We start from the raw sequence: 7,640 nt of genomic DNA, 5'->3' as shown, positions 1-7,640 counted from the left end.
GGTGCGGATGCTGCACAAAGGCCGCCAGTAAAGCGAATTCGCCTGAGGTGAGCACCGTGATCCTTCCCCCCTGCTCCAGGGTGCGGGCCGCCAGATCCAGCACCTGCTCACCAATCGTCAAGGACTCCCCTTCGGCCAGGGGCGTACCGGCCGGCAGGGCGACGCGGCGACGCAAAACCGCCTCAATGCGGGCGGTGAGCTCCCGCGGCAGGAACGGCTTGGCCAGATAGTCGTCGGCGCCCTGCTCCAGGCCGATGATCCGATCCACCGCATCGCCTTTAGCGGTGAGCATCACCACCGGCAGATCGTCACCGCCGTCGCGCAAGCGCCGCAGCAGGGTGAGGCCGTCGTCTCCCGGCAGCATCAGATCCAGCACCACCAGATCGGGACGCTGGCCTGCCAACCGCGCCATCAGCTGGGCTCCGTCTGCCAGGCAGCGCACGTCATAGCCCTGGTCGATCAGGTAGGTGCCCACCATGCTCCGCAATTCGGGGTCGTCATCAACCACCCAGATGCTTTGACCAGGGGACATCGCGGTGCCATTCCGGAAAGATTTAGTCACAGCTTGGCCGGAATCTGGCAATAGCGGGCAGCACAGGGCTGCATAGCCTGAGTTCATTCCCACCTAAGCCATGCCCACCGCAACCATGGTTCCTGGTGTTCGTCACCCGCTGCGACTGATCGCCAGCCGCCTGGCGGGAGTGCTGCTTTTGGCCACTGTCGTCAGCCCAGAACTGCCGGCACGGGCGGCCGATGAGTTTGAGGTGTACCAACAGCGGCTAGCGCAATTGTTCCGGCAGCTCGATCGCAACGGTGATGGCAGGCTGGAGCTTGATGAAGTGCGCACCAACGCCTACCTTCTGCGCCACTTCGAGCGGCTCGACCGCGGCGGCAAGGGCTACCTAGTGCCCGGCGACCTGCGTTAAGGATCCAGCTGGGTCTTGTCGGCCACCACCAGCACCCGCTTGGTGGCACTGACGATGCCCTTGGGATGGACCAGCAAAATTGCCCAGGTCTGAGATCCCGGTGTGAAGGGAGCCTGCACCGACTTGAACAGGCCACCGCCACCCAATGCTCCCAGCTGGAGCTCTGGGCTCTCCAGAGCGTTCACCTGCTGACCGGTAAGGGCCACCAAACCACCCGCCGCGATCGCCCCCTCCAGGGGCTCGTCAAACAACGCGTCAACGTCATAACGCTGACCTGTGAGCACCGCATCCGGGATCAAAAGACTCACGGGTAGATCGGCCTCACCGCTGCGCATCAGGGTCTGCTCTCTAATCACTATCTGGCCATTGATGCGGCCCCCAGGACCGCCACTGCTGCTGAGCACCAACTGTTGCTGGGCATCGAGCCGGTAGCGAGTAGGGCCTTCCTGCCGGGTGCCGGTCACCTGGAGCTGCACGGTGCTGCGCCCATCACGCAAAGGCTTGCCCGTGGTGAGCTGCCAGCGGGCATCAGGGAACTGCCGCAGCACGCTGCGCCTTCGCAGTTCCACCAGGGTTACGTCGAGCCCAGGACCGTCCTCCATGGCGCCCCTGAGCTCGCCGGTGCCATTGAGGGCCGTTTCCAGGGCCTGGAGCTGAGCCGCACTGGGCCCGGCAGCAGCAATAGCGGGCACCGTGCTGACCAGCAGGACGGCGAGGCCGGCCAGGCTTCGGGGCAGAAATCGGCCAAGTAGCTGGAGACGCGGCATGGGGCGGCGGAAACCGCTTTTAAGTTAGGCATGCTTCAGCCCCAGCACCCATGCCCAGGCTCCTAATTGCTGCCAGCGGCACCGGTGGCCACCTATTTCCTGCTTTAGCAGTGGCCGATGCCATGCCGGCGGATTGGAGCGTGTCGTGGCTGGGGGTGCCAGACCGACTGGAACGCCAGCTGGTGCCGAGCCGCTATCCACTGCACACGGTGCGGGCCGGGGGGCTGCAAGGCCGGGGCCCGCGCAAGCTGCTCAACCTGCTGCAACTGCTGCAAGCGGTTCGGTCAGTGCGGCGGTTGATCCGGCGCGAACGCATCGCAGCGGTTTTTACCAGCGGCGGCTACATCGCGGCGCCTGCAATCCTGGCGGCCCGCTGGGCCGGCGTGCCGGTGGTGCTGCATGAGAGCAACGCTGTGCCCGGCAAGGTGACTCGCCTGCTGGGCCGGCTCTGCAGCCAGGTGGCTGTGGGCCTGCCCCAGGCCGCTGCCCGCCTGCCCCGCTGCCGCCCCCTGGTGACAGGAACGCCGGTGCGGCAAGCCTTTCTGGAGCCCGCCCCCCTGCCCGAATGGGCTCCCAAAGGCTCCGGCCCCCTGCTGCTGGTTATGGGCGGCAGCCAGGGAGCCGTGGGTCTCAACCAGATGGTGCGCCCCCTGCTTGCCAAGCTCACGGCCGCTGGCGTGCGGGTAGTCCACCTCACCGGCAGCAACGACCCCGAGGCAGGCCAGCCCCTGCCAGCCGGGGTGGTGGAGCTTCCCTTCAGCGACGAGATCCCGGGCCTTCTGCAGCACGCCGCCCTGGCGATCAGCCGCAGCGGCGCCGGCGCCCTCAGCGAGCTGGCGGTGTGCGGCACCCCGGCGGTGCTGGTGCCCTACCCCGCCGCCGCCGACCACCACCAAGACGTCAACGCCGCCGCCGCGGCCGAACTTGGGGCGGCCGTGATCGTGTGGCAGCACGGCCCCGCTGAGCCGGCCCTCGAGCGCTGCCTCTGGCGACTGCTGGGCCCGCGCCTGCGGGGTGCACCAGCTGCTTGTGATCCCTTAAAGCAAATGTCTACAGCCATGGGCGAGCTGGCGGTGCGCGATGCCGATCAGCGAGTGGCGGCGATGCTCAGCACGCCCAAGGGTTGATCAAATCCAAACCCAAGTCGGCAAAGTCAGCCAAATCCCGAGTAGCGAGCTGAGCGCCATGGGCCAGGACAGTGGCGGCAATCACCGCATCCGCCGTGGCCATGGGCCGCGCCAACCGTTCACGAGCGCTCAACAGATGGGCGTACCAATGGGCCGCTTCACTGCTGAAGGGCCAAACCCTGCCTGCAAAGATTTCGGCCACCAGTTCATCCCAGCACTGCTGAAGGCTCTGCTTGCGCCGCCCATCCGGAAGCCGGGCGATGCCATGCAGGATCTCCGCTTCATTCATGGCCGTGATCGCCACTCGTGCCGGATCCAATCCATCCACCCAAGCCAGCACCTGGGGATTGGGCTGGGGACGCATCAACTCGGAGATCACGTTGGTGTCGAGCACGATCACTCCAGCCCCTCCCCAAACTCCGCCGGCCTGGGCTGGGAGCGACGAGCGGGGAGCTCAAGCTCAACGCCACCCAGCGAGGCGAAATGGGCATGGATCCGCTGGCCCAGGCCAGGGCCATCAGGCTTGAGGGCTCCCCAAGACAGGGCCTCTCGCAGAATCGTGCGCACTTCTTCCTCCATCGAGCGACCGTGGCGCGCTGCCTGGAGACGCAACTGCGCCTTGGTGGCCTCATCAAGGTTGCGCACCGTCAGCGTCGCCATCAAAAATGCATGCAATGCAAGCAACGCTAGCGCCCTAATTCCTGCCGCAAGGCCCGCAGGATGCGGCGATTGTTGCGGTGGCTCTGATAGCCAATCCGCAGCCAGTTTTCCCCCAGCCCCTCGAAAGAGCGGCAATCGCGCAACAGGATGTGATGGCGCCGCTCCAGGGCTTGGCGCAACGGCACTAGCGAATGCTCAGCGCGGATCAGCAGGAAGTTGGCGACTGAAGGCAGGGTTGTGATGCCAGGCAGCTGGGCCAGCTGACGCTGCAGCCAGGCACCCTCGCGGCCGGTCCAGCGCTGCACCCTGCCGCACCAGCGCCGGTAGGCCGCTGGATCAGCCAGCAGCCGCTCCCCCACGGCGGCAGCCAGGCCATTCACCGGCCAGGGATCTCGCCAGGAAGCCCACTGAGCCAGGCGCTCGGGGTGGCCAAGGGCATAGCCAAGGCGCAGGCCCGCTATGCCATAAAGCTTGGTGAGGCTGCGGATCACCACCAGGTTTGGGTGCATAGGCAGCAGCGGGATCAGGCTCTGGGCCTCGCCACCCGGCACCAGAGACAGGAAAGCCTCATCGGCGATCACCAGGGCAAAGCGCTGCAGCAGGGGCTCCAGGGATACGCGAGTCCAGAGCGCTCCAGTGGGGTTGTGGGGATTGGTGAGCCAAAGCACCTCGCCCGCCGGAGGTGCCGGATAGGCCTGAGCGGCACCAACTGCCGCAGACCCATCCACCTGCATCGGCAGCGGCTGGGGCCGCCAAGCCCCATCCCAGCAGGCCAGGGCCCGCGGATAATCGGCAAAGCCTGGCTGGGCCAACACACTCAGCCCTGCCGCCGCCGCATCCCGGGCCGCCCAGGTGAACAGCTCAGCCGCGCCGTTCCCCGGCAACAGCCAATCGGGCTCCAGGCCATGCAGCCGGGCCAGCCCACGGCGCAAACCTGCATAGGCGCGGTCGGGATAGGCCCGTAGCGGCGCGGTCAACCCGGCCCACATCAAGGAGCGGCGCACAAACCAAGGCGGCCCAAAAGGGACCAGAGAGGCGCTGGCATCAAGCAACTGGGAGGGCCGGCAACCGAGCCGCGCGGCGGTGGCGGCCTGGTTGCCGCCATGGCGCTGAAGCGACCCCATCGGCATCAAGGCAATTTAAGTGGCAGCGCCGTCACAATCGTGTTCTTCGCACCGGCTCCGTGTCCAGCCCCAGGCTGCAACCGCTGATCAGCGCCATTGGCCAGGTGCTGCTGGGCAAGGAGCAGGCGGTGAGGCTGGCCCTGGCCTGCCTGCTAGCCCGCGGCCATCTGCTGATCGAAGACCTGCCCGGCATGGGCAAAACCACCCTGGCCGAAGCCCTCGCCCGCGCCTTCGGCCTCGAGTTCAAGCGGGTGAGCTTCACCAGCGACCTCCTGCCAGCCGATCTCACGGGCATCAACGTCTTCGATGCCGGCAGCGCCCGTTTCCACTTCCAGCCCGGCCCCCTATTCAGCCAGGTGCTGCTGGCCGATGAGATCAACCGGGCCAGCCCCCGCACCCAGAGCGCCCTGCTGGAGGCGATGGCGGCCGGCCGGGCGAGCGTCGATGGGGTGAGCCACCCGCTGCCCGAGCCCTTCCTGGTGATCGCCACCCAGAACGGTCTCGACCAGGTGGGCACCGCCCCCCTACCGGAATCCCAGCTGGATCGCTTCTTGATGCGGCTGAGCCTGGGGTATCCGGATCGACGGGCCGAGCGTGATCTGCTCAGCGGCCAGGCGCTGCCGCCAGCCAGCCTGGAGCCCCTGCTAGATGGCGCCGGCCTACTGGAGCTGCAGCGGCGAGCCGCCGCCCAGCACTGCTCCAGCGCCCTGCTCGACTACGTACTCGACCTGGCCGCTTTCAGCCGGCGAGCAGACCAAGCCGGCACCGGGCTGTCACCGCGGGCCTGCCAGGGGCTGGTGGCCGCCGCCCGGGCCTGGTCGCTGCTGGAGGGGCGGGACCACGTCACCCCCGCCGACGTGCAGGCGGTGCTGCCAGCTGTGGCTGAGCACAGGCTGGCTGGCGATGCCGCAACGCTGCTGGCGGGGGTGGATGGACTTCGCTAGGGCCCGGCAACTGATCAAACCGCACCGAGGCGAGGAGCTAAGGCTGGGGCTGCGCAGCCTCTACATCCTGCCGACCCGCTTCGGCCTGCTCTGGCTGGCGGGCGGGGGCCTGCTGCTGCTCGTGGCGATCCAAAGCCAGCGCAATGGACCGCTGCTGCTGAGCTTCTTGATGCTGGGGCTGTGGCTGCTGGCCCTGCACCTCACCCAGTTCAACCTGCAAGGCCTCGAACTTGAAACTCTGGCCCCCAGCGGGGGCTTCGCGGGCGAAATGGTGGCCTATCCGCTGCTCTGCCGCAGCCGCTGCCAGCGCGATGGGATCCAGCTGGGGCTGGCCGGCAGCGCGGCAACACCCCAGCCCCTGGCGGCTGGTGAATCGGTGCTCTCGGTGCCTTGGCGCGCGGGGCGGCGGGGGTTGCAAACCCCGGGGCGACTGCGGCTGCAAACCACCGCTCCCCTCGGACTTTTTGTGTGCTGGACGCTGTGGGAACCGCCACGGCCCCAGCCCATCTATCCAGCCCGGCGGCCGGGGCCGGTGGCCGAAACCCCCTGGCCCGCCAGCAGCGACACCGCCGCCACCGCCGCTAGCAAGTTCGCCGCAGGCAGCGACGACTGGGACGACCTGCGCCCCCACCGCCCCCAGGACGGCCTAGCCCGACTGGCCTGGAAATCCCTTGCCCAGGGCCGGGGCCGCCAAACCAAAACCTTCGCCGATGCCACCCCTGCGGTGGGGCTGCTGACGCCAGCGCCGGGCCTGCAGCCGGAGCGAACCCTGGAGCACCTCAGCGCCGAAATCTGGCGCCGTAGCCAGGCGGGCGAGGCCTACGGCCTGGCACTGGGCGGCATCCAAGTGGCCCCCAACACTGGCCCCGAACACCGTGACCGCTGCCTACTGGCCCTGGCCCTGGCACCTGGCGCAGCGCCATGAGTGGTAGCGCCCGCTGGCTGCAGATCCTGGGGCTAGGGGCCCTGGCGGCGGGTTTGGCGGGGCTGGATTTCAGCGCACCGCTGAGCTGGCTTTCGGCGGGGCTGCTAGTGCTGGCTGGCCTGAAGCTGGCCGAGGCCCGCAGCCTGCCGGAGCGGCGACTGGTGAGCCTGCTCACCTTGATTGGCGGCGGTGTGCAGGGTGCCCAGCAAGGGGAGTTGCTGCCCAGCCTGCTGCAGCTGCTGGCCACAGCGCTTGGCCTGGCTGGGCTGCTAGCCCTGGAGGTGGGGAGCGGGCTGAGCTGGTGCGCTGTATTGCGACGCAGCCTGGCGGTGCTGCTGGCGGCCCTGCCGGTAGCCCTGGTGCTTTTTCTACTGGTGCCGCGAATCGAGCCGATTTGGCAAACACCAAACCTGCGGGGTGCTGACGCCAGCGCCGTAACCGGCTTGAACAGCGAACTCGATCCAGGCAGCATCTCAAACCTCGCCGACAACACGGGCCCGGCAGCGCGGGTGAGCTTCAGCAGCGGCCAGCTGCCCGAGCCGGCCGAGCGCTACTGGCGGGTGATCGTGCACGAGCAGTTCGACGGGCAGCGCTGGAAGCAGCGCGAGCTGCCAAGCAACCGCCTAGCCACCCCAGCCGGAGCGGCTAGCAACCCAGAGAGCAAGGCCAGCAGCCAGGTGTGGCTGGTGGAACCCAGCCCGGTGAACGCCTTGCCCTGGGATGGCAGCGGCCGGGCCAACCCCAACCAGTTGCGGGTGAATCGCAACGGTGAACTGCAGCCCCTCCAAGCCAACCAGGAGCGCCGGGCCTATTTGGTGAGGGCCACGGGCAGCCCCCAGCCGTGGCAGCAACGGCAGCCGAGCCCGGCCGATCTGGAACTACCCGCCGGCAGCAATCCCCAGCTGGAGGCGCTTGGGGCCAGCTGGCGTGATCTGGCAACGCCCGAGCAACGGCTGGCCGCTGCCAAGCAATGGTTTACGCAGCAGGATTTCCGCTACAGCAGTACTCCTGGTACCCAGCGGGGCCTGGATGTATTCCTGTTTAAAAGGCGGGAAGGCTTCTGCGGCCACTACGCCAGCGCCTTCACGGCCCTGATGCGTGCCGCGGGGGTGCCGGCCCGGGTGGTGAGCGGCTATCTGGGTGGCACCTGGGTGCGGCCGCTCCGCG

General features: G+C 68.0%; 10 protein-coding genes. 5 read left to right on the top strand and 5 right to left on the bottom strand.

What is annotated here, in order from left to right:
* A partial coding sequence (locus tag KBZ07_RS13485; RefSeq protein WP_254932096.1) for a response regulator occupies positions 1 to 532 on the bottom strand: 532 nt, incomplete at its 3' end.
* A gap of 115 nt (positions 533 to 647) precedes the next feature.
* On the opposite strand from KBZ07_RS13485, the gene KBZ07_RS13480 reads away from it, so the two are divergent.
* Positions 648 to 926 carry an EF-hand domain-containing protein gene (locus KBZ07_RS13480; protein WP_254932095.1) on the top strand — a complete coding sequence of 93 codons (279 nt, stop codon included), beginning with the start codon at positions 648 to 650 and terminating at the stop codon, positions 924 to 926.
* On the opposite strand, the gene KBZ07_RS13475 is transcribed toward KBZ07_RS13480, so the two are convergent.
* Complete coding sequence (locus tag KBZ07_RS13475; protein ID WP_254932094.1) at positions 923 to 1,693, bottom strand: hypothetical protein; 771 nt, start codon at positions 1,691 to 1,693, stop codon at positions 923 to 925. The genes KBZ07_RS13480 and KBZ07_RS13475 overlap by 4 nt on opposite strands.
* Positions 1,694 to 1,743: 50 nt before the next feature.
* Here KBZ07_RS13475 and KBZ07_RS13470 point away from each other — a divergent pair, with 50 nt between their 5' ends.
* The gene (locus tag KBZ07_RS13470) at positions 1,744 to 2,820 is read left to right on the top strand and encodes a glycosyltransferase (protein ID WP_254932093.1); all 1,077 of its coding nucleotides are present in this window, start codon (positions 1,744 to 1,746) and stop codon (positions 2,818 to 2,820) included.
* Here the strand turns inward: KBZ07_RS13470 and KBZ07_RS13465 are convergent.
* From KBZ07_RS13465 to KBZ07_RS13455, 3 genes are read right to left on the bottom strand one after another with little or no spacing between them, the layout of a single operon-like run.
* Positions 2,801 to 3,220, bottom strand: coding sequence for a type II toxin-antitoxin system VapC family toxin (locus KBZ07_RS13465; protein ID WP_254932092.1), 420 nt, complete (start codon positions 3,218 to 3,220; stop codon positions 2,801 to 2,803). The genes KBZ07_RS13470 and KBZ07_RS13465 overlap by 20 nt on opposite strands.
* Positions 3,217 to 3,480, bottom strand: coding sequence for a FitA-like ribbon-helix-helix domain-containing protein (locus KBZ07_RS13460; RefSeq protein ID WP_106632889.1), 264 nt, complete (start codon positions 3,478 to 3,480; stop codon positions 3,217 to 3,219). The genes KBZ07_RS13465 and KBZ07_RS13460 overlap by 4 nt, the downstream gene beginning before the upstream one ends.
* A 26-nt stretch (positions 3,481 to 3,506) precedes the next feature.
* Positions 3,507 to 4,604 carry a histidinol-phosphate transaminase gene (locus tag KBZ07_RS13455; protein WP_254932091.1) on the bottom strand — a complete coding sequence of 366 codons (1,098 nt, stop codon included), beginning with the start codon at positions 4,602 to 4,604 and terminating at the stop codon, positions 3,507 to 3,509.
* Between the two features lie 59 nt (positions 4,605 to 4,663).
* Between KBZ07_RS13455 and KBZ07_RS13450 the strand changes: the two genes are divergently transcribed.
* From KBZ07_RS13450 to KBZ07_RS13440, 3 genes are all read left to right on the top strand, one after another.
* A complete protein-coding gene (locus KBZ07_RS13450; protein WP_254932090.1) occupies positions 4,664 to 5,548 on the top strand; it encodes a MoxR family ATPase in 885 nt (294 codons plus the stop codon).
* A complete protein-coding gene (locus tag KBZ07_RS13445; protein WP_254932089.1) occupies positions 5,535 to 6,473 on the top strand; it encodes a hypothetical protein in 939 nt (312 codons plus the stop codon). Before KBZ07_RS13450 ends, KBZ07_RS13445 begins: the two co-directional genes overlap by 14 nt.
* Positions 6,470 to 7,640 (top strand): transglutaminaseTgpA domain-containing protein (locus tag KBZ07_RS13440; RefSeq protein ID WP_254932088.1); only part of this gene is annotated, 1,171 nt, incomplete at its 3' end. The genes KBZ07_RS13445 and KBZ07_RS13440, both read left to right, overlap by 4 nt.

This window comes from Cyanobium sp. BA20m-14 (genome assembly GCF_024346295.1).
The sequence above is the reverse complement of the archived record's forward strand: the minus strand, read 5'-3'. Positions and strand labels throughout refer to the sequence as shown.

Excerpts from the sequence above, each read along its gene's own strand:
- KBZ07_RS13480 (WP_254932095.1), top strand. The coding sequence starts at position 648 with ATGGTTCCTGGTGTTCGTCACCCGCTGCGACTGATCGCCAGCCGCCTG.
- KBZ07_RS13470 (WP_254932093.1), top strand. The coding sequence starts at position 1,744 with ATGCCCAGGCTCCTAATTGCTGCCAGCGGCACCGGTGGCCACCTATTT.
- KBZ07_RS13475 (WP_254932094.1), bottom strand. The coding sequence starts at position 1,693 with ATGCCGCGTCTCCAGCTACTTGGCCGATTTCTGCCCCGAAGCCTGGCC.
- KBZ07_RS13455 (WP_254932091.1), bottom strand. The coding sequence starts at position 4,604 with ATGGGGTCGCTTCAGCGCCATGGCGGCAACCAGGCCGCCACCGCCGCG.
- KBZ07_RS13460 (WP_106632889.1), bottom strand. The coding sequence starts at position 3,480 with ATGGCGACGCTGACGGTGCGCAACCTTGATGAGGCCACCAAGGCGCAG.
- KBZ07_RS13445 (WP_254932089.1), top strand. The coding sequence starts at position 5,535 with ATGGACTTCGCTAGGGCCCGGCAACTGATCAAACCGCACCGAGGCGAG.